A 20,855-nucleotide genomic window follows, 5' to 3' on the forward strand; every position below is an offset into this window, starting at 1 on the left:
CACATTGTTTACGTAATTGTTTCATGGATTTTCTCAAGAATGTTAGAGATTTCACCAGTATCAATATTCTCAATGGTCTGTGCACTCCTATTTGATTTTATTTTTGGAATTTTTTCCACTTTATATACAATTGTAGGTGAACCAGGCAATCCTACTAATTTTGGATCAACTCCCAGTTCTTTAGCATTAAATACTTTCAAAATTGATTTATAATTACTCGATCTTATCGTGGCTTCCTTTTGATATTTCGATGCGCTCAATCTTTGAGAAACTGTCATAAATGGAGATTTGTAAGATGGATCTATAGCAATAAAAACAGGCAGAGGTGCCTGCACCTGTTCTATTAGGTTATAATTTCCGTATGAAACAAGGCGGACAGCAGTTACGATTCGTTTCTCAATATCTATTTCGTATCTAATAACATTACCTAAGAAAGTAAAACCCAATTTCCAGGCGGTTTGAGGACCAGTCTGACCTGTTTCACCATCTGATGCCCTAAAGCCAGAAAATACAATATCCATTGATTTTCCATCATTCATCTCAGATATCCCTGTTTTTAGAACCTCTGCAGTAGACAGAGTATCTGCACCTGCAAACGATCTGTCGCTGTATAGATGCAATTCTTCAGCGTCAGATAATAACAGTGATTGATCAAGAGCCAATTCGGCCATTGGCGGACCCATAGTCCCAACAGATATACGCGCACCATACTTTACTTTAGCATAAAAGGCAGCTTGCGATGCAATTGCACTATGATGTCCCAATATGGTTTTAGTTTCTGCTCGGTTTAATGTCCCATCCGGATTATAACTTACATTTCCGTCAGAAAAATCCGGCTCTAATTTAATAATTACCGCAATGTTGAGACTCATGATATTTGCACAGATGCATATCGTTTAAGAGCTTCTAGTGTATGTTACATATTTTTAACTATCTAACTTTAAATTATTATTCAGATATTGACAAAGGGTAAAAATCCTTCCAAATTTTTTGCAACATCAACCATTAACTTGTATCGAAAACCATAAAAACTGGGACTCGTAATGCCCAGCATCAAATACATAACTTTATCGAAGTAAGAGCACGGGAGGAGTATAACAAATTAACCAGATTTAATGATTTCCTGTTTCTAGTTATCTAGGATGCTTTAAAGTAAGAATCAGAATATATTTTACAAAAAAACTCTTTAACGGAGTATCTCCCATCCTTGTCCAAAATACAGTGGTTGGTATAATAGAGAAAGTAGAAGATTAACCGGGTATTGATAACCGTTCTTCTGGAGAAATCTGAGTGCAAAGACCTATACTCATAAAGTTGATTATTCTCCAGCAGGTAATGGGTTTTGTCTAAATTTGGTTTCTTTTTTTAATCCAGTGGTTGTTTTTTACTAAATTTTTTAACGAAGACGCGGCCATAATTGGAGGAATTTTCATGTTTTTTGAAACATAATTAACAAAATTAGATTTGGCTCTCAGTGAGCAATCAAAAGTTAGTGTGTCATTCAGAGATTGGACTGGATTGCGTGTTACGGACTGCAAATAGCAAATCAGACAAAAATCTATTTTTTTCGTTCTCAGTTTTATACGATAATACATTTTCAAGTTCTTCAAAATTTTTTAATATTTTCCCAAAAAGATCCATAATAATTTGCTCATCTAGATCATCCTGATCAACCCCATCTATTTCATAATTTGAATGAAGTTTCTTGTTATCCGCTACCATTGCAGTTTCATTATTGAATACATTGGACATTCCAGAATGAACTGTATTATTATGCCGATTCGCATTCCATTTTCTACCAAATTTTTTCTTACAGATGACACAAATGTAATTTCGAGGCATAAATTTTTAATAACAATCTGTGACCTAAATGAGTCACTCCGAGTCACTCATTTCATAGGTCAATTATAATTGGATGATTCATTGTCCAAGTATTATTCAAGGTTGGTTGAGCAGATTCATTTGGATGCTATCGGAGTAGGTCTAATGTATCAAATCTAAAAAAAGTAATCAATGGTAATCGCAACGAATTCACTACTCATTGTCTAAAATGGTTTATTGTACCCTTGAAATCTATCTGTTTATTGAGTTAGTGAAGAGCAATTAAAATACACACCATTCATAAATTACGTAAGACAAGATTACTAGAAAAGAGGCTAAAATAAAGATCTAGAGTTCAAAATTTTTTGTTAATGAAATACTTCCAGCTGAGAATTACTAAAAAAGATGAATTGGAATTTTTGTATCTATAAGGTTATCCCTGCTTTGCTTGCTTGCTCACGATCTGGGATCTGATAGAAGAAAGAGACTGATCGATCTGATAAATAGCCAATTTGTCGCCACCGAGTAAATCAAATTTTTGGAGAATTGTTTGAAATAATGTTTCTTCCTCTATTTGTTCGGTTACAAACCACTGCAAAAAGGAGTAGGTAGAATAATCTTTTTCCTTTCCAGCCATATCCACCAACTCATAAATGGATTTGGATACGGTTTGCTCACCTTGTAGACCAAATTGAAATGCAGATTTAAGTGATTCAAAGCTATTTTGAGGCTTATCTATAGCAGGAACAATCGCTTCTGCACCAGCACCGTTAAGATAATGAATGAACCTCAGCATATGTTGGTTTTCTTCGCTAGCTTGTTCAAAGAAGAAAGCTGCACTACCGTCATATCCAGTTCTCTCGCACCATGATCCGATTGCAATGTATGCATTCGCGGACGAGGCTTCATAAGAAATTTGTTCATTAATTGCTTTTGTCATTTCTTGTGAAATTCGCATCAATAATAATCAATATTTTATATTATCTAAATTTTTGCTTTCATTTACTAGTTTAATCATTGCTTTAGGCATTGTTTTGTCATAAATGATACGGTTGTAGATTTCGTTGCAAATTCGCTAAGTATTCAACACCTTCATGACCTTAAGATTAGACCTCTAATACTTTAAAAAAATATTAATGGACTAGTTCAGTAGGAGAACAATTAACAAAACTATTTTCATTGGGAATATTTTTTAGATTTACAATATTCGTTAGTGGTAGTTAATTATATATTTTTTTTAATAGAGATCAAGTTCAAATTTTAAAAAGATAAAAGATAACATTATCTTTTTCTGCACTTTTTAGCAAGATACTTTCCAAGTAGCCAATTCTTCTGAATGCTTTATAAAATGCATGGCAGATACAGATTTAAATCCAGTATCAGTTTATCAGGATCAGTCATGGATCCTCTTAGAAAATTTTTAGTAAAGCCAACCAAATCCGCTGCAAATCAGATAAAATTAAAGGATTGGGATCCACAATATAGCGGTAGTAAAACTAAAATCGAGATGTTGACAGAAATGGAACAATTTTCTAAAAGGATATCAGAATTACAATACAGGCTATTCGCAGCCAATATTAAATCCTTATTAATTATCCTACAGGGAGCTGACGCCTCAGGAAAAGATGGAACAATTCGTCAAGTCATGGAAGCATTAAATCCCCAAAACTGTTATGTAAAGTCATTTAAGGTTCCTAATGAAACAGAATTATCTCATGACTATCTTTGGCGAATTCATATTGAAGTCCCTTCAAAAGGTCAAATAGCAATTTTTAATCGTTCTCATTATGAGGACATTATAGAACCTACCGTAAACAATCTAATTTCTAAGGATCAATTGAATCTTAGGTACAACCAAATCAATGATTTTGAGAGATATTTGTCAGAAAACAATGTTACCATAATAAAGTTCTTCTTAAATATTAGCAAAGATGAACAGAAAAAGAGACTCCAAGAACGAATACAGGACCCTACAAAACGGTGGAAAATAAAAGAAAGTGATTTAGTAAGTCATCGTAATTGGGCTAAATACGTGGATGCCTACGAAAAAGTAATAAGTTTATGCAACAGGAAATGGGCACCCTGGTATATCATACCTGCAAACGTAAAACATTTTCGAAATTGGGCAATATCTTATATTATTTTAAAAAAATTGGAAAGTATGAAACCAGAATTTCCAAGAGTAAAAATAGATTCTTCAGAATTCATAATTGGTTAAGTATGGTGCAGTATGCTGCTGCCCCTATAATCACGCTCTACTAGGCAGTTAATCACCAAATTAATTTGAATAGGTCTAACAGAAATTAGTTTACAATGTGAGATCATCAGATGATTTTTCCTTCAGTTGTCTAAAGAAATAAGAATCAATTGTCAAGGTTTGAATTTTTGATGCCCATATCTGAGAAATATAAGTCCGAATTAGAGAAGCATAAGGCCTCTGGTCAATTTTTCTGATAAATTTAAATCTTTTATGGCTCATCTAAATAAGCTTTCTTGTAAATTAGGTTACATAGATGAGTTATACCATAAAAGAGGCCAGTACTACAAGACACAAGAAATCTAGAAATATAGAGAATGTTCTTGTCATGCAAGGGGGTGGCTCACTAGGTGCTTTCGCTTGTGGTGTATTCAAAGCATTAGTAAAACAAAAGGTGCATATAGATATAGTTGCAGGCACTTCCATAGGTGCAGTAAATGCAGCCATAATAGTTGGAAGTAAATCCGGGCACCCAGAAAAAGACCTTGAAGACTTTTGGTTGGAAATTGGTGAGAGCAGCCTTGAAATTATACCAGATTTATGGGCTTATGGATGGGACAGTAGAACAAGAACATATGTTCCTAAGACCATTTCATCCGCTTCTGTAAATGCAGCTTTTTTTGGAGTTCCCAAAATGTTTATACCAAGATGGCAGTGGTGGAATACCAGTAAGAACTTTCATGGTATCATGGGTAGACTCGAAGAGCAGTATTTTGATCCTAGAAATTGGACATTTATTTATGACCACTCCCCTTTAGTAGGAACTCTAGAAAAATACATAGACTATGATAAATTAAATCTTGCTGCAACCAAAGAAGAGTTGCCTTCCGTTTTGAGGTTAATTATGACAGCAGTGGATGTTATGACGGCCAAGCCACTCATTTTTGACAATACACTGATGAAAATAAGACCAGAACATATTCTAGCAAGTTCGGGATATCCAATATATGGATTTCCTTGGGTCGATTTGGGAGACGACACTAAAGCATGGGATGGAAGCTTGCTTAGCAATACTCCAATAAGAGAAGTACTGTATGTGTCACCACGTAATGATAAAAACATTTTCATAGTTGAAAACTATCCCCAAAGAATCGACAGACTTCCTTCCAATTTTGTAGAAGTTGTAAACAGATATAAGGACATTTTATTTTGTGATAAAGATATTGAAAGTATTAAAAATGCAAGATTAGTTACTAGGCACATAAAATTAATAGAGAGACTATACGAAATATTTGAGAAACAAGTAGATAGGACCATGTTGAGCATGCAGGAAAGAAATGATATCCAAAATGAATATAAAGACTTGATTGAAAATTATGGGGCAGAAATTAAATCTGTTACGAGAATAATTAGAAGTGAAATCGAATCTCCATCAATCTTGAAGAATAGTGATTTTTCTAACAGAACAATTAGGGAATTAATAGATCAAGGCGAAAGGAAAACGGAAGAAAAGTTAGAAAAAAGGAGTGAATATCAGTAAAATCTCTGACGAATATTTATTCAATATCTAAATCAGGTTCGTAAGAGTGGTAACAAGAGATTTTCCTATCTTTTTGCTAGCATGAGCAAAGTCTCCAGGTAATCTTCAAGTAATTCTTTTTAAAAATATTGTCATAGTAATGGATTATCGCATCATAATTACACGTCATTTAATAACAATTAGTTTAATTATCCCTTCATTTACCTTCTTAATCTTTTAAATATTTTTAGATTTTAGAAAGAAGAAGAAGGTCAGTCCAGTGTCTTTTTATCTATCTTCAAATTCAATTATGGCCTTGCTAGATTGTACCTTATTACTTTCAAGAAAAAATAGGGTGTGCTCTACAGTACGTGATTTTAAATTTAATGAAACCGAACCTATGTTATTATTTGCTAACACGGGAGCAGTACCATGACCTGTTGGTGTCACAAGCATTCTAGACTCCCTCCAATTTGGAAATCGCTCAGCAGCCCTCGCCTCCTTATCAATAAAATAACGATTAATCAAACTTTTATAGATAGTCTTAATCTTAATAGGAAATGACACATCTTTTCCATGTTTTGAATAATCTGGATTTTCTTTATTGGATCTGTTATCTTCCTTTAATTCTTTTGATATTCTATGACTATTGTAACCAGGGTCATAAGATGCGTCAAGAAAGCCTATGCGTGATGACACTTTTCTAGTTATGATGATTTTATGTACCAAATTTAGAATCATTATTGCTAACTTTCTCTTTTTCAAGCTGTTACTTCGCAAAGGACTAGCAGTCAATTGAGCAAATGATAAAGAAGACAATATCGGGACATTATTTCCCAAATCAAAAGCAAATTGATTTGTATGATTTCCTGCCGTGGATAGATCAAATCTTGCTTTCATCGTAAAAGCATAATGAACATCTCCTGATAAAATAACGCAATAATCAGGGCTAAACGTAGTAGACACAAAAGCCAAGAATTTTATGAATCCCGCTTCATTAGCTCTCCATGTTTCAAGGTCCCACTTATAAGTTCCTGAAATGGAGGTCAGAAATCGCTGTACGCTTTCGGCATGTTCAAAACCAAAAACTGGTGTCGGGGATACAATCACTAGGGGGTCACCTCGTTTATATCCAGAGTTATAAACTTCAGATTTGATGTATTCTAAGACCTCATCATTTAATAATATTGGAGGACCATCGGGATTTACAAATTCTCTCTGTGTTCTGCAATCTAGAAATATGGAAAGCGGGTATGTAGGAGCAACGTATGTCCACTTTTTAATATCCCAAATCCTATCTTCCACTATTCGTGTTTTATTGATTTCATTGGCTACACGATCGCCATACAAAATAGAATTTTTTGAAGCCGTGTCATAAGGGAACAAACTTTTTTGTTTTTTTAGATCAAGGTACATTTTGATTGTATCAACAAAGTCATCATCAAACGAATTTGGATCGTTCCCCCAAGCTTGAAAAGCCCAATAAGCTACAAGACCATTGGCAATTATTTGAGATCCGCTCCTACTGTTTCTCACAGAGTCGCTCCATTTCCGATCTATGTTCCAATCGTCAGTTATTTCATGATCATCACAGATCATATAAGTAGGCACGTTAGCAAGAAGTCTTCTAATTTTTCTAAGATCTTTGCGACTTTCTTCAAGATCCTTCAATTCTGTTTCATACTTTTGTTTAGATTCGGTAGTATGATGTAATTTTCCTAGATTGGAATTAAATTCTTTGGGCCATATTAATGGATTCCATGAAACTAAATACATTGCAGCGAATTCACCAAATCCTAGTAAGTGATTCTCAGATACTTCCGAAGTAAATTGGGCTTTGGAACTTACGATTTCCTTGCGGCCACCAATTGGTATGTCTTCTGGACTTTTGTCTACTCCATCAATTATTTCTCGCCATCCAAGAAGCTCGTTTGATAATCTTCCTAGATATCCTATTAGAGGTCCAGCTACGTCATCTGCGTAAATTTGATCGCCTATTAGAAAGAGTGAGCTCGGTCTTTTTTTTAGATCAGAGATGGAAGAGGCAAGAAGTTTATCACCTATAATCAAACTATCCCCATCATCACCGTGCAGTTTTCTACATGAACCATAGAGAATATTTAGGTGAGAACTATTTTTCCCATCAGGGATATAGAGTGTTGGTAAGGAGAACAAAGAAGGTAATAGTAAGTCTTGATTTACGTCGTGATTGTTCAGTTCTTCTGGATTAGGACTATCATAAAGTATAGTACTTTCCCCCGATAACAATCCCAGATCCTTTAGGCGCAGTCCTTGTTCTTTACTCTCGCTAGATAAAAAAAGCTCAACATCATATGCTAGGATCTCGTCTGTGGGAAAAGTGCACAATATGTTTGTTTTATTATCTATATTATATTCATTATAAGGAAATGGTCTAGCAATTATAAGGCTCACATATAGGTTATCTCCCAGTTTCAGTGAAGTACATTTACCACTACCTATAATATGCATATTAGCTCGAGAGAAGAGTGGTACGAGTTCTTTATCAGTATGTTCATTAACTGTTTTGCTTAGAAAAAAGTTACTTTTTGACCTATAGAAATTGAATATTTCTACTTTTGCATTTACGGCTTTGCTCGTTGCTATCCAGATACACACTTGTGTTTTGTCAACTCGACGTATAATGGGTCCCGCCAGTAGTAAAGGCAAAGCAGATTTAATCATCCGAATTCGATCCGGTTATTTATTTTTTAATAGCCCAAATATGGTCTCAATAGTATTTATTAAGATTGATAATGAAGTCATATACATTTTACAATATTAACTGTTAATTCTTTATAAAAAGTTATTATCCAAAATAAACTAATGATATTTCATCAGGATTTTCTTTACAGTTTCGTCACTTACTTGATCAAAGTCTCTGTAAAATTGACCGACGGCAGAAAAAGTCTCTTCCATATGCAGAATTACAACATGGTCAGCTATTTTAGCAAGCTTATTCACAGTTTCATCTCTGGCGGGTGCTACAGGTACTGCAACAACAAGTTGTTTGCAATGACAATTATTCTTTACCCATTCTGCTGAGGCGATTATGGTAGATCCTGTAGCTATTCCATCATCAACAAGGACAATAACTTTCCCCTCAAATTTATCATGATAGGAAATATCGCCTCTAAATTCTATCAGCCTTCTCCTGATTTCCATTTTTTGGAAATCTATTTCCTTTCTTAAATAAGCTTGGGAAATATTGAAAAGGCGTGTAATTCCCTCATTCAAAAAGTAGCTTCCGTCTGGCATCATTGCGCCCATTGCGAATTCTTCATTGAATTCAGCCCTTATCTTTCTAGAAACGATTACATCCAAATTACAATGGAAATTGTTTGCTATTATATTACCTAATATGATACCGCCTCGTGGTATCGCTAAAACAATTAACTCATTTACAGCATTAGATAAATCTATTTGATTTTTTTTCAGAATGACTGCCAATTCTTTTGCTAGCTCATGTCCTGCCTGCTCGCGATCCTGAAACAAGACGCTCATAATAGTACATATACAGTTCCAGTATTAAACTGAAACAAAATGATTTGGAACATTTCGCGGCCGTTGTCTTAACACATGTATTTTTTAATATTTCAGGTAATTCAAATCATAATCTAGATGCTATAATGTAGTTAAAATCATTGTTATGTTTCGAATAAATTTCATGTAGGGAATGAACCAAATCGTACATTCTCCAAGTCTTATTTACGAATTAAGTTGTACATTCATCAAACGTACATCATTAGGTCCAACATAGCACCAAGAGAACATACTAATTTATGATATATTGTAAGAAGACATGAGTAATATTTATGACCTTGAGTCTGTATTGTTAAATCTGGATAAGAAAGACAATTCAACTTATTTCTTAGATTTCTTGTACAATAATAGTTTTGAAGTCGGGGTGCTTAGGCTCAATCCAGGCCAAAAGGACACACAGGGACCTCATCCCGAAGATGAACTCTATATTGTTATGGAAGGAAAAGGATATATCAACATGGTAGAAAACAATCATGAAATAAGAAAAGGTTCTTGTATTTTTGTTCCATCAAAAACAAAGCATTATTTCCATGGAAACAAGGAACAACTAGTAGTCTTGTACATTTTTAATGTTTCAAAAAAATGAAAATTCCGTCAACATTTTGGTAAAAAAAATAATTCTTAATAATTCACTCAAACAGATATCTGGAGAATAATATATTGAGACTTAAAGCCAACAATAGGTTTTACAAACTTTGAATTTTCATTATTTGTATGCCCTATTTTAGGATCATAACACCTCATATAATGTAATAACAAGTCTGTATGTTGCTAGGAAATCTCGATAGTAATTTAACTGTTATTTAATCTGGTGACATCATATCGGCAATCCGTGTCACCCTATCCTCCGGATTATATTGATTAACTACCTCAGACAATGGCATTCTTTTTCCCCCAACTATCTTGATATCTATATCGATTTTGCCATCCTCCCCTACATCTATAATGTTATATGTATCCTCAAAAATCCCTCTATATCTCCATGAGCAGGCTGTACCGGCATAGGCTATCTTCATTGTACCTAGATTCCAAATCCAAGGTCTGTGTTTGTGACCGCAGATAACAATATCAACATCATTAGCTAGACAGGTCCTTAAAACATCGCCTGCATCGGATATTCCTACTACGTTTGTATAGCCGGTATCTGGTATGGAAATCAAGTGATGGTGCATAGCAACAATCTTTATTATTGTCTTATACTTATCTTGAGGTTTTTGTGTTTGTTGTTTCGGATTAGTAGAAGGTCTCGGAATATGATATTTTTTTAGAATCTTGTTTAACCATAGATTTTGTCTATATCCAACTTCACCCTCATCTCTATCTGCTCTTGCAGTTCCAACTGTAGTAACTATTACTGTTTGGTTCTTGTTCTTTGGATTATTATACTTGTAAACCCTCGAACCACTTGGCGCAGAAACTGGAAAGAATTGTCTAAATAAAAGATAGCCAGTGTGCCTATAATCATGGTTTCCTGGAAAAATTATTAGATTCTTGCATGAGAATTTTTTTATTTCGTGCTGTGCCTGTTCGAACTGAAAAAATAGTCCGTCATCAGTTAAATCTCCTGAAATAATAATGACATCAGGTCTTAATTCATTATTTACCTCATTTACTAAAGTATCAAAAACATTTTTTTTAAATAAACCACCAATATGTAAGTCAGATATTTGAACAAATCTCATATAGTATTATCTTAATTAATAATTTAAAAGCAAACATTAAATACTTTCACAATGAAAGCGATCTGAATTAAATTCTTCAAATTGATTGACTCATCCCCATACACATAATACTACAAATTCAGCCGATGCATTCTAGTCAAGTCAATGTCATGGTTTTTTGAATGTAGGTTTTGGTATAGCAATTTTGATAGGATGTCTAAAGGCAGGATGTACCAAAATAAACTCACCTTTGTGTAATTTGCTAATAACTGATTTGGTAGCATCGTCTACCATTGAATAAGAATTTGAAGCAAGTTCGGACAAACCCAACTTGGTGATAACATGTAAACCAGTATTTTCGTTAATGCTCTGATCAATTTGACTCTTGAATTGTTGAGCGGAGAAAAGTATGCAATGTCTGGACTTGCCTGTGATTAAGGTTTTTAATAATTCTTCGGCAACAGCCGAAGAATTAGACATTGATATTCCGAGACCCGTATTACCCGATTCCCCCCGTGGTAAAAATCTATTAATTTCGTCGATAAAGATTACAATGTATTTTGGTTTTTTGGTCAACTCTGTTTTTGTCCTCTGTTTTTCATCATCAGTTTCAACAACACCATCATCACTTTTACCCTCATAATCGTCAGCAGGAGTATTTACATGGCCAAGGGAGTACATCTCGTTTATCGTTTTCATTACATCTCCAACTACAAATGCTTGTTCGTCTAATGTAGGCAGCATAGCTATATCTATCACAAACACTTCATTTTTCTTCATTTTTTTAATTTCATTACCAAGATATCTGCTTGTTACCTTTTTATCTACAAATAGAGTTGATGGTTTTCTATATTTTTGCATCATCCCCTGAAACTTTAACAATGTGTTTTTATGAGTAACGATTTCTCCAGGAAATTCACTAAAATTAATCAGGTCCGTCCAGGTTGCAAGCTTGTGAGGACTTGCCTTATCATCACCCTCTTGGCTCAAGTTGGGCCATAATTCATAAATGTAATTTAGGATTGAGGAAATATTGTGTTGAGGATCTAGAGTTGTTTCAGAGGAAAATAACAATTCCAAGCAATCATAAACATCTGATAATTCAAAAGAATATGTGAAATAGTTTTTCTCAGGAATATATGCAGAATTTGGTTTACCATCTTTTCCCCTTGGGAGAAAATATTTTACATTGTTAAACGGTGTTAAATTCAAACCCAGTATATCCAGTTCATTTTTATCCTCAATAGTATAGGCTCCATCTCTTTCTTTATCTATGTATAAAAGATTCTTTTTCTTTGGTATTAAATAAAATTATAGAAATACCTTCTTCCGATAGTTTTTGGTGAAGGACCTGTAACAAAAATAGGAGGTAGCCAGTCTTCATGTTCCCTGAGATTCCTGTGGCGTTAACATGAGTAGTATCAGGCCCAAAAATGTACGTTACATCTAGATCTATGGGTATTTTAGCATTGTTAGTCATCGAAATTACTCCTGCAGGAATAGGATGTTCCATATCTGGAATTCCAAGAGATGAAATGACTTCTTCGGCAGTTGCAAAAGTAACAAGTTTTCCTTCTTGAACGGGCATGTTAATGCTCCAATTTTTTGGTTTTAGTGATATTTTATTGAGACTTGAAGTATTTGAAGAAAAGTCCTCTTGAATCGTGTGAAATTGACGATTGGCAATCACATCAACCTTTGCCACTGTCATGCCATCACCCACCTTCTCCTCAGTATTTAAAAGTGGATCAAACTGAGATGAATATTGATTTTTAGAAATAGTTTCCCTATCTATATAGATCCTCTTGAGTTCTTTAACCATTCCAATAGTTTTGGTGCTTTGAACATTATCCACACTAATAAAGTCAAAAGGATTTATCAGGATTTCGGGTTTGACTATGATCCAAAAGGAATCTATGGAATTTGAAAAATTTTCAGATACGAAGGTAATTCCGATGGGTTTGGTATCTTGCATCTATGATATCTTAATCTACAAAGGTTATAAGAAACCAAGTATCAATTTGTATCCCTATCCAGTTGTCTTTACAAATAATATATCTTAATTATCCTCTTTTTGCAAATATCGAAAATGTCATGAAAATAAACTAACTTGCAAGATTTTTCTGACTTTACATCGATAAAGGTTCACAATAAAAGACAATTAGACGATGACACCCAACCAAATTGTATATTAGTAAAATATCTAAAGACATGTATTTTATGTTAACAAATGAAATTGATTACACATATACGGACACCCGACTAATTCGATTGTACCAGTTTTGCATGTAAAAGAATTTACCAAAGCAGAAACGTTGAAATTTCGCTGTCAGATTTTTTTAAAGATATAATTAAATTTTAGCACCTGGAAATTTTCCTATTTGATTGTAGTTACTAACATTAACATATATGATAGCATACCCACATGATAGATTGACAAATAATTCAAGAATATGGATAGTAATAACAGTCATACCGCTAGCAATAATGATAGTAATTTTTGGAATTCTTGTTTATCAGATTAATAGTATTTCAGTCACACTAAACACAGTATTAGAACAAGATTCTCCCTCCTATAAGACAAAAACTCTAGACAGTTCAAGCTTCCTGCATGTGGAAGAAAACAGTAGTAACATTAGTACAAACGATAATAGTATTTCAGAACAACTAATGCTAAATAACGTGTCATCCGCAACGTCATCTGAGTCACAGGAATCTGGGACTGACGGTAGTGGACAGAGTGCGGACTCTAGTACCTCACCTTACAAAGTAATATATGACGCTTTAATTCCAGACCCATCTTCTATTTTATCTGTAATCATAAGAACTGCAATAATCGCCACTTTGGTTTTTGTTATAGTAAAATGGCTTGGCGGAAAAGGGATCGGCCAGTTATCTCCTTTTGGATTATTAATCGTAGTTGGATTGGGATCAGCGATTGGCGATCCTATGATTTATAAAGAAATATCTATCCCACAGGCTATGGCTGCCGTCATAATTGCAGTTATATTCTTTAAAGTAATTGACTATATGACTTTAAAGAGTAGGCGATTTAGAGAATCCATAGAACCTAAACCAATCTTGTTAGTAGAACATGGATCAATTGTCAATGCCGGTCTAAAGAAAGCCAAAATGGATAAAGCAGAATTTGAGGCCGAAATGAGATTAAACGGTTTAGAGGATGCAAGTGAAATTAAGTACGCCCGATTGGAATCGAACGGTAAGATAAGCTTCATAATGAAAAAGAAATAGACATCAGATGGAAATAAAGACGACTAATTAAGATATGAATTGGTTTTTTTTCTACAGCTAAATATATCACCATAGTTGATATATAACAGAGGTAACAATAGTGAATCTTTATGGCAGTACCACTTTTAGGAAGATGGTATCAATCCATAAAATTGTAGCTATTCTTCAAAGCTTATGCTCTTGTTAATAAAATTGTCAATTGCAACCTGATGCATTGTTTTATAGGTATCATGGTAGCTAAACAGGAGAGCAGCAAATGCATCAATTTATTAGAAATATTGCAGAGAAACGTAGATTTTTTGGATAAGATTGATAGAATTAGCAAATTTTCAAGAATATCCAATTTACCATCTTGCTTAATTTATATAATTCATTCTCATTTTTAGATTATTGAACAGCAGTGACGACATAAAATACGTAGTAGTAGTAAGAAAAGATCTTGGAATGGGTGTCGGAAAAATTGCTGGCCAAGTAGGACATGCATGTAGTTCTGTAGTGTGGCAAAACCCAGACCATGTAGCTAATTGGTTTAATTACGGGGGTCAAAAAAAAGCAGTATTAAAGATCCAATCGGAAAGAGAACTAATTGACATAATAAAAAAGGCTCAAGCATATGGTATCATTACTACAGTGATCAGAGATGCTGGAAAAACTCAGATAGAACCTAACACCTTGACATGTTGCGGGTTTGGTCCAGATTATTCAACAAAATTGGATAAATTGACTGGGCATTTAAAGTTACTATAGTGGTAACATAGGGTTATTAGAAAATGAATTTGGTTCTCTATTTAAAAGGAATCTTTTTGGGACAAATTCCATGAACCAGCAAAAATATTTTATTGTCAAGATACAAAAATTGATGTTTATTTCAAAAATTGAAATCTTAGAAAGGAAAGAAGACGAATATAACAAAAATACTCTTGAAAGGGATGTAGAATTACTCCAGGGTGTTACAATGTCTAACTTTTTTATTCAATAAACCTATTTGATGATAATGGCGTGATATGACAAATGCACATGACGAATTCTAGTCGCACTTTTTATTACCTAGGTTTATCTGTGCTATTTTCGACAATATTAGGTTTATTATTCCCAAATATAGGAATCCTGGTGGAACCTTACTTGTTATTGTGGCTTGGACTCTTACTTTTGTTTAATCTAATCAATATAAATCTGTCAGAACTTTATACAGTGTTTTCCCATCCGAAGAATCTGATAATACTCACAATAGTGAAACTAGTGTTATTGCCGGTCGGTTTATACGCAATAATGAACCTGTTTTCACTTACCATTGTTCCAATAAATTCAAACTTAATGTTGTCAGTGTTTTTATTATCGGGCATATCAACAGGACTAGGATCACCCTTTGTTGTAAACTTTGTTGGAGGCAGATTACCAATAGTGGTAGGATTAATAATAGCGACTTCATTAACTGTTCCATTTTTGTTACCTATTTTAATATTTCTATTTTTTAGTAGCAACTTTGCAATTCCTATTTTCGACATGATAGTACTTCTATTAGTAGCTTTAATGCTGCCTTTGATAGCTAGTCAGCTTTTAAAAAAGATTTCCCCTAAACTCACGGACCTAATCAATAAACAATCACTAAACCTCTCACTTGTTTTCATTTTTCTAATCAATCTAGGGGTTTTTGCCAAATATTCTTATTTCTTTTTTTCCAATTCCCTCGTAACTGTAGAAAATATCATCTTAGCGTTTATATTATTTGGTTATTACGGATTGACAGGTTATAGCATCTCGAGGCTGATGCGCCTATCAAAGGATGATAGAATATCAACAATGATTTCAATGATATACATTAACAATATTTTGATAGTGGTGTTTGCTCAACAATTCTTTGGAACTGAGGTCGCTGCGTTAGCTGCATTTTTCAATATTCCTTACTATGTGGGGATCCTACTATTAAAAAAAACTTTCAAGGCAAAATAAATTCTTGCTATTACCTTTTTTTTAAAATATCTTAGGAAAGGGTTACAAGTGTTGTTCGAGTTTTAACGGAGTTAAATCCCATGTACCAAAACTACTCACATTGTGTCCTTTTTGTAAAATGGATTTCAAGAAATTTGGTTATTGATCATCTTAGCCTGTTATTAGGATGTAAATTCAAAATATCTTTGTTCTTGATTGTGTGGGACCAAAAATCTGTTTTTACTTTCTGTAATGTACTGCATAAGAATTTTGTATTGTTGAATTCAAATCCTTGTTAAATTGATTGCTAATCAAACCACCATATACCACCAAGTCTCTTGCAAAACTTTCAAGTCTACTGAGCAATTGAGCGTTTATGATCTCGCGGTCCGCATTAAAATCCTGATTTGAGTTTATAGATATCCCATATGGTAAACTCCAACCGTAGCATTGCCTTATAGCAGTTCTCATCTGATCCATTACAGTCAATCCTTTTTCATGCGAGGAGCAAAGGTACCCAAATGTCTTTCCGGCAAACTCTGCCCAAAAGTAATCCAAAAAGTTTTTCAATGATCCTGCCATTGAACCATGGTAGTCTGGTGTTGCAAGAACAATAGCATCAGCCCAGTTAACCAATTCAACGGCTTGTTTAATGCCACCTAATTTTTCATTGTATTCTGCAGTATACATGGGCAAAGGATTTGAATAGAGATTCAATAATCTAGAATCTGCGCCATTTTTGTTAACTTTGTTTAATATAATCTTCAAAGTTTCAGTGCTAAAAGAATCTCGCCTCATACTAGATCCGACACCTAGAACCCTTAAGCTCATCTCTAGTAACTACCACCTATATTTATCAAAAAAGGATTATTTATTTTATTCACACATAATATTCGTTATGGTAATTTATAAATATAATAGTTTACAAATTATATATATTAAATTCACAGATGTTATATGGGTAACTAAAACAAAAACTAGAGATACTGGCTCTTTTCTTTAATCAAGAACTTACAAATTGAATCTCCTTTGGCTGCTCTATGAGTGACTTCTACTTTAGCATCCAGTACATGTTCGAATAATTCCGTTTCAATGGAGCAAGCCTCCCAATGCTTTTCTGCTATCATTATTATTGGACAATTGTACTCCAGTAGAGTATGAGAATTGCGTTTTCTGTCTTTTTTGGATTCGGCGATATAACCTTCTTCATCCCTAATCCTTGCTAATTCTTTAACTTTTTCATTGAATTTCATATCTTTCATACGAATACTATATTTTTCTAATAACTCCTTTTGACGCTCCCGCAATACCGACTCTACTGCATCCTTACCCATTTTTTTTTCTACATAGTCCAAAGCATGTGTTGCTATTTCACCGTAAGATTTTGGAAATGCAGTTTTACCAGTACTTGTTAATGAATATTGCATTGTAGGTCTCCCCACGCCTTTTCGAATTTCCACGCTTTCAACCAACCCTCTATCTTGTAAGTCACTCAAATGCTTGTGTACAGCCATTCTAGAAATCTTCATAACTTTTGACAAGTCCTTTAATCCTGCTTGCTTCATGACTTTAAGATAATACAGTATTTTTCTTTTTGGATCAGATTGTGAAAAGGTTTCAGATTTCATTTCATTATAATTCCTCATTAGATTTCATAGGATAATTGAATAGAGCATTCCTAATTAATATACAATTTGGTTTAATAATTAAATTAGGTTCTTAATGTATTTACTTTACCTACTAGGTTAAGAATTAATAGATAACCAAAGGTTTTTTATCTAGAGCCAAGAGAAAAAAGATGAGAACCATTCAAACTTTGGCTCCAAATTAGACCTTTACTGCCAAATAAATATAAAGTACCAAAGTTTAAAAATGGTTCAAAATAACAAATTATAGGTTGATTATAAAAAAACCTCACCTAGCTATAGTAGGTTTGACAATCATTACGATTATTCTAATATATTACTATTACTATGAGATAGTTGTATTGAGAGAGAAGCAACCAGAGCCTCAAAAAGTAATCACTCCTGAGGGCAAAGATATTTTTGGAGTTGAGGAGATCTATCCCACAGCAAAAGAAGGAAGAGAGTGGTTTATTGACATGCAAGATCCACTTAGTGACGAGTCCTTCTCAATTACATCTGATGTTCCCATAGTTAAGAATTCAGAAGACGGCTTATCCTGGTCAATCAATGATACTCAGATAAGAATGAATGTAAATACTCCAGCTAATGCACAACCATGGAAAAATATTGAGATGACGGGTTATGTCAAGATAAAGTCAGTTTATGACACCAATCAAGAAAATGAAGGAGGAACCGATAATGGGGACTCGGAGTCTTTGTCTCCCGACTTTACATGGCGTGCACGGGGGGGCTCACATAATAATGAAAATCCTTGTGAGGGAACCGCATTAAACGGAGGAATTGACGTTGTAAACATGGAGGCAGCTTGGAAGAAAGAAATCTGGCATACCGGCGGATACACCGATTCTAGAGGTTCCGCTAAGGCAACTGAGAATCCTCTGTTAGATAGATGGATCGGATGGAAGATAATAATTTACAACCAGGATAATGATAGTAGTGTCAAAATGGAATCTTTTATTGATGATAATAATGATAATGTATGGAAGAAGGTTAACGAGATTACTGATGATGGTGGCTGGTTTGCCAATAGTTCAGATAAAGAATTTAGCAGTGCAAATTGCAATAAACCCAAGGACTACATCCTAACTAATTCAGGACCAATAGCAAGTTTCAGAGCAGACAACGTTGCTTTTGATTTTAAGAATCTTAGTATCAGAGAAATTCAACCTGTCTGAATTAATCTAAAACTAACAATTTTTTTGTCTTATGGGAAAACATGACACTCGTTTTCAGTAATTAGTGGTCCTGCAGACAAACATATTGATTGAGTATTAGATACTTTTCATGTATTGTTTTGTATCAGCCTTCAGATCCCTCTCCAACTTTCGGGGTAAAAAGATTAGACTTGTTAGATCAAGGTAGAATATGCCGATTTCCAGCAACTGACGACTGAAATTTTCATTTGATTTTTAAACGGACGTAGAATAACCTATCGACGGTATGGTTCGCAGAGCATAGAACCCAAATATGAAAAACTTAACCAAGGTTAACATTTATTAACCTGGTTAAGTAATATAGATTATGCAAAATTTTAGGCGACTGGCATTGCCCCTTTTTTCAATTGTATTTGTAATTACGGTAGCTTTGATTATGTCTACCTACCTGCTTAACCCATTAAATCCATCTTTTGATACCCATGCTCAAAACTCGGCCGACGACAGGAAAATGATCGGAACTCATACTCCAGGCTATCCTGTGTTCAGATCAACTGGAGACATACTAGATCCAATTTCTATTCCTGGCAACTCAAAAAATGCAGTAGTAGATCCGAATCAATATTTACGTGATTTCAATTATGGACACGTATCGAAATATCCAAATGGAACCACACTAAGGGAATACACACTAATTGCTTCGGATTCGGAAATAAAAGAAGTGTCACCAGGGGTTTTTTACAATGTATGGACGTACAATGGCACAATACCTGGCCCGACAATTCGAGCTACGGAAGGTGATCACTTAAAGATCAATTTCATAAATAACGGTTCAAAACCTCATTCACTGCACACCCACGGAATTCATCCAGCAGAGATGGACGGGGTTTTTGACATGATTGGCCCAAAGGGCAAGTTCACGTATGAATTTACGGCTGAACCATTTGGCGTTTATCCATACCATTGTCACATGACACCTCTGGAAGAACATATAACACACGGACTATATGGTGTGATGATTATTGATCCAAAGACTCCAAGACCTCAGGCAGATGAAATGGTCATGGTTATGAATGGGTATGATACCGACTTTGACACGGAAAATAACTTTTACACTGTAAATGGAATTCCATATTTCTATATGCACGATCCAATAGAGATCAAAAAGGATGAGCTAACAAGAATTTATCTAGTCAATATGCTAGAGTTTGATCAAATAAACAACTTTCATTTGCACGCTAACATGTTTAACTATTATCCAAGTGGAACCAGTCAAACTCCTACGGAGCTAAATGACATCGTAACTATGAGTCAAGGAGAAAGAGGTATCTTAGAATTCAAGTATAAATACCCAGGAAATTACATGTTCCACGCTCATAAAACAGAATTTGCAGAAAAGGGTTGGATGGGTCTGTTCAAAGTGATAGATAACAGCCAAGACGATAAAAATGACACTGATCTGAGGAGCTATATTGCAGATAACCCCAATAATGCATCTATTCCCAACAATAAGTCCTATCTCGTATCAGATTCTAGTCAGAATGGTGTAAAGAATACGGATTTAGAAAATAACAATATGGTATATAACCACACTTCCTATGAGCTTAATAACAACTCACTCCATAGCAACCAACAACATACTAACAATCCAGATGATGTAATTTCATTCTATCAGTACGGTGCAAACTCCAGCCAGGCCAAGGAGCAACTAGATAATGAAAGATAAGAAATTAGAAAAAGCAGCAAAGGATGAAGAATTAGGGATGAACGAGGAAAATAAAACATCCACCAACACTATTGACAGTATCAAAGGACAAAGTCAAGGTAAACCAGATATTATAGATGCAGAAGAGCCAACCACTATTGGTATCAACATAGATAATGCAAACACAAAAGCATCCAAAGGAAAAAGAAGAAAAATTGGTTCATTAGTTCTGGCCGTTACACCGCTGATCATCCTAGCAGGTATGATTTATTTTCTTTCTAGTCCATATGGTCAAAACTTGATAAACACTGGTGTTCCCCTACCAGAAGTAACTATAGAAAAAGTAGAATTTCATCAGAATCAAGTGGTGGCTTTTATCCGCAATACGGGTCCCGAGCAAGTTACGATTT

Annotated in this window: 17 protein-coding genes and 1 pseudogene; 8 read left to right on the plus strand and 10 right to left on the minus strand. The window is 34.3% G+C overall.

Annotated features, from left to right (window positions below; genetic code table 11):
- Positions 1–8 precede the first annotated feature (8 nt).
- From AAGU22_RS10005 to AAGU22_RS10015, 3 genes are all read right to left on the minus strand, one after another.
- A complete protein-coding gene (locus AAGU22_RS10005; protein WP_458718969.1) occupies positions 9–872 on the minus strand; it encodes an electron transfer flavoprotein subunit beta/FixA family protein in 864 nt (287 codons plus the stop codon).
- A 625-nt stretch (positions 873–1,497) separates the two neighbouring features.
- Positions 1,498–1,752 (minus strand): hypothetical protein, encoded by a 255-nt coding sequence (locus AAGU22_RS10010; protein WP_458718970.1) that lies wholly within the window; start codon positions 1,750–1,752, stop codon positions 1,498–1,500.
- A gap of 502 nt (positions 1,753–2,254) precedes the next feature.
- On the minus strand, positions 2,255–2,761 hold the full coding sequence (locus AAGU22_RS10015) for a ferritin (RefSeq protein WP_458718971.1): 507 nt from the start codon (positions 2,759–2,761) through the stop codon (positions 2,255–2,257).
- Positions 2,762–3,220: 459 nt separating this feature from the next.
- Between AAGU22_RS10015 and AAGU22_RS10020 the strand changes: the two genes are divergently transcribed.
- Both AAGU22_RS10020 and AAGU22_RS10025 read left to right on the plus strand, forming a co-directional pair.
- Positions 3,221–4,039 carry a PPK2 family polyphosphate kinase gene (locus AAGU22_RS10020; protein ID WP_458718972.1) on the plus strand — a complete coding sequence of 273 codons (819 nt, stop codon included), beginning with the start codon at positions 3,221–3,223 and terminating at the stop codon, positions 4,037–4,039.
- Between the two features lie 295 nt (positions 4,040–4,334).
- The gene (locus AAGU22_RS10025; RefSeq protein ID WP_458718973.1) at positions 4,335–5,558 is read left to right on the plus strand and encodes a patatin-like phospholipase family protein; all 1,224 of its coding nucleotides are present in this window, start codon (positions 4,335–4,337) and stop codon (positions 5,556–5,558) included.
- A 267-nt stretch (positions 5,559–5,825) separates the two neighbouring features.
- Here AAGU22_RS10025 and AAGU22_RS10030 read toward each other — a convergent pair whose 3' ends face one another.
- Both AAGU22_RS10030 and AAGU22_RS10035 read right to left on the minus strand, forming a co-directional pair.
- Positions 5,826–8,240, minus strand: coding sequence for a hypothetical protein (locus AAGU22_RS10030; protein ID WP_458718974.1), 2,415 nt, complete (start codon positions 8,238–8,240; stop codon positions 5,826–5,828).
- A gap of 138 nt (positions 8,241–8,378) precedes the next feature.
- Positions 8,379–9,059: a phosphoribosyltransferase gene (locus AAGU22_RS10035; RefSeq protein WP_458718975.1), complete on the minus strand. Its 681-nt coding sequence runs from the start codon at positions 9,057–9,059 to the stop codon at positions 8,379–8,381.
- A gap of 298 nt (positions 9,060–9,357) precedes the next feature.
- Between AAGU22_RS10035 and AAGU22_RS10040 the strand changes: the two genes are divergently transcribed.
- Complete coding sequence (locus AAGU22_RS10040) at positions 9,358–9,684, plus strand: cupin domain-containing protein (RefSeq protein WP_458718976.1); 327 nt, start codon at positions 9,358–9,360, stop codon at positions 9,682–9,684.
- 217 nt (positions 9,685–9,901) lie between these two features.
- On the opposite strand, the gene AAGU22_RS10045 is transcribed toward AAGU22_RS10040, so the two are convergent.
- From AAGU22_RS10045 to AAGU22_RS10055, 3 genes are all read right to left on the minus strand, one after another.
- Positions 9,902–10,780: a metallophosphoesterase family protein gene (locus AAGU22_RS10045; RefSeq protein WP_458718977.1), complete on the minus strand. Its 879-nt coding sequence runs from the start codon at positions 10,778–10,780 to the stop codon at positions 9,902–9,904.
- A 147-nt stretch (positions 10,781–10,927) separates the two neighbouring features.
- Positions 10,928–11,971, minus strand: coding sequence for an ATP-binding protein (locus AAGU22_RS10050; RefSeq protein ID WP_458718978.1), 1,044 nt, complete (start codon positions 11,969–11,971; stop codon positions 10,928–10,930).
- A 55-nt stretch (positions 11,972–12,026) separates the two neighbouring features.
- A complete protein-coding gene (locus tag AAGU22_RS10055) occupies positions 12,027–12,734 on the minus strand; it encodes a hypothetical protein (protein WP_458718979.1) in 708 nt (235 codons plus the stop codon).
- Between the two features lie 434 nt (positions 12,735–13,168).
- Between AAGU22_RS10055 and AAGU22_RS10060 the strand changes: the two genes are divergently transcribed.
- From AAGU22_RS10060 to AAGU22_RS10070, 3 genes are all read left to right on the plus strand, one after another.
- On the plus strand, positions 13,169–14,011 hold the full coding sequence (locus AAGU22_RS10060) for a DUF421 domain-containing protein (RefSeq protein WP_458718980.1): 843 nt from the start codon (positions 13,169–13,171) through the stop codon (positions 14,009–14,011).
- 390 nt (positions 14,012–14,401) lie between these two features.
- On the plus strand, positions 14,402–14,758 hold the full coding sequence (gene pth2, locus AAGU22_RS10065; RefSeq protein ID WP_458718981.1) for an aminoacyl-tRNA hydrolase: 357 nt from the start codon (positions 14,402–14,404) through the stop codon (positions 14,756–14,758).
- A gap of 270 nt (positions 14,759–15,028) precedes the next feature.
- Positions 15,029–15,961, plus strand: a complete 933-nt coding sequence (locus AAGU22_RS10070; protein ID WP_458718982.1) for a bile acid:sodium symporter family protein — start codon at positions 15,029–15,031, stop codon at positions 15,959–15,961.
- Positions 15,962–16,180: 219 nt separating this feature from the next.
- On the opposite strand, the gene AAGU22_RS10075 is transcribed toward AAGU22_RS10070, so the two are convergent.
- Both AAGU22_RS10075 and AAGU22_RS10080 read right to left on the minus strand, forming a co-directional pair.
- On the minus strand, positions 16,181–16,771 hold the full coding sequence (locus tag AAGU22_RS10075) for an NADPH-dependent FMN reductase (protein ID WP_458718983.1): 591 nt from the start codon (positions 16,769–16,771) through the stop codon (positions 16,181–16,183).
- A gap of 146 nt (positions 16,772–16,917) precedes the next feature.
- Positions 16,918–17,568 carry a helix-turn-helix transcriptional regulator gene (locus tag AAGU22_RS10080; RefSeq protein ID WP_458718984.1) on the minus strand — a complete coding sequence of 217 codons (651 nt, stop codon included), beginning with the start codon at positions 17,566–17,568 and terminating at the stop codon, positions 16,918–16,920.
- A 269-nt stretch (positions 17,569–17,837) separates the two neighbouring features.
- Here AAGU22_RS10080 and AAGU22_RS10085 point away from each other — a divergent pair, with 269 nt between their 5' ends.
- A complete protein-coding gene (locus AAGU22_RS10085) occupies positions 17,838–18,761 on the plus strand; it encodes a hypothetical protein (protein ID WP_458718985.1) in 924 nt (307 codons plus the stop codon).
- A 415-nt stretch (positions 18,762–19,176) separates the two neighbouring features.
- Positions 19,177–20,178: pseudogene (locus AAGU22_RS10090) on the plus strand (multicopper oxidase domain-containing protein); the annotation flags it as partial.
- Positions 20,179–20,855: the final 677 nt, after the last annotated feature.

The sequence above is a fragment of the Candidatus Nitrosocosmicus sp. R genome, assembly GCF_054408505.1.